Source organism: Acidovorax sp. LjRoot204, assembly GCF_056175785.1.
On record NZ_JBGFFF010000317.1, the window covers coordinates 1 to 1,769 of the forward strand.

Here is a 1,769-nt window from a genome sequence, read left to right on the forward strand (position 1 = left end):
CTGAAGGGCATCTACGGCAACTGCCACGTGATCAGTGTGTGCCAACCGACGGTGCCCGTGCTGGCAGCCGTGTCGCTGATGGCCAGCCGCGGCGAGAAAACGCCCCTGACGATGACCATGATGGGTGGCCCCATCGACGCCCGCAAGTCGCCCACGGCAGTGAACAACCTGGCGACCAATCGCAGCTACGAGTGGTTTGAGAACAACGTGATCTACCGCGTGCCGGAAAAATTCCCGGGCGCGGGCCGCCGCGTGTACCCGGGGTTTTTGCAGTACACCGGTTTTGTGGCCATGAACCCGGACCGCCATGCGACCAGCCACTACGATTACTTCAAGGACCTGATCAAGGGCGACGACGCAAGTGCCGAGGCGCACCGCAAGTTCTACGACGAGTACAACGCCGTGCTGGACATGGATGCGGACTACTACCTCGAAACCATCCAGACCGTGTTCCAGGATTACAAGCTGGTGAACGGCACCTGGGATGTGCGCTCACCCGCTGGCAAGCTCGAACGCGTACGTCCGCAAGACATCAAGACAACAGCGCTCTTCACGGTGGAAGGCGAGCTGGACGACATCTCTGGCTCGGGCCAGACCGAAGCGGCCCACGACCTGTGCAGCGGCATCGTGCGCAAGGAGCAGCGCCACCTGGAAGCCAAGGGCGCAGGCCACTACGGTATCTTCAGCGGCCRCCGCTGGCGCGACATCGTGTACCCCAAGGTGCGCGCATTCATCCTGGAACACGAGTTGCCTGCCAAGCCCGCCACTGTGGCCGCAACGTCCACACCGGCCCCCAGGCTCGCCAGCCCTGCACCGGCCCCTRCCAAGGTTGCCAGCAAGCCCGCACCGGCAGCCAAACCCGCCGCCACCAAGGTGATCAAGGCGACCAAGGCGCCTACGGCAGCAGCCAAGCCTGCTCCAGTCCGCGCTGCGACCAAGCCCGTGGCGGCCACCGCTGTGGCCACCCGCTGGGTGCAGCCCGCCGCGGCGCCCACAGGTGCAGCGCAGGCGCCCACCGCTGATCTGGCCACGACTCAGACCAGCGCCACTGCAGCGCCGTCCACCCGCAGCGGCAGCAAGAGCAAGGCGCGCAAGGCTTGAGCCACCCCGCCTCCGCCAGCACGACCCCATCCCACGCTGCCCTCACCGACTTGGCAGCGCGGATTGATGCCGCCCTGCCCCAGACGCAGTGCACGCGCTGCGGCTATCCAGACTGCGCCAGCTATGCGCAGGCCATCGCCCAGGGGGAGGCGGCCATCACCCAGTGCCCTCCGGGCGGTGCTGAGGGCGTGGCCCGCTTGGCCGCCATCACGGGCCATGCCGTGGCGCCCTTGAGCGCCGACCATGGGGTGGAGGCACCGCGCCGCGTGGCCTTCATCGACGAGGCGTGGTGCATTGGCTGCACCTTGTGCATCAAGGCCTGCCCCACCGATGCCATYGTGGGCWYCAACAAGMRMATGCACACCGTSATCGARGCKYACTGCACAGGSTGCGAGCTSTGCATYCCKGTCTGCCCGGTAGATTGCATCCAGCTCGACAGCGCCAGCGGCATGGCCACCGGATGGGCTGCGTGGTCTGATGCGCTCGCGCTCCAAGCCAAACAGCGGTATCAGCAACACCGTCAGCGGGTGCCGCTGGAGGATGTAGAGGACGAAGGCTCCGGAGCGCAGGCCGATTCGACATCGGCCGCCACCCACAGCCCAGCCGCCGCTGCGGTGGCCGCCGAGGGCATGGAGGCACGCAAGGCGGCCATTGCCGCCGCCATGGAG

Annotated in this window: 2 protein-coding genes; both read left to right on the plus strand. The window is 67.0% G+C overall.

Going from position 1 to position 1,769, the window contains the following annotated elements:
• Window positions 1-1,101: polyhydroxyalkanoate depolymerase (gene phaZ, locus AC04MI_RS24950; RefSeq protein ID WP_476499017.1), on the plus strand; the 1,101-nt coding region annotated here is incomplete at its 5' end.
• Window positions 1,098-1,769: RnfABCDGE type electron transport complex subunit B (locus AC04MI_RS24955; RefSeq protein ID WP_476499018.1), on the plus strand; the 672-nt coding region annotated here is incomplete at its 3' end. The genes phaZ and AC04MI_RS24955, both read left to right, overlap by 4 nt.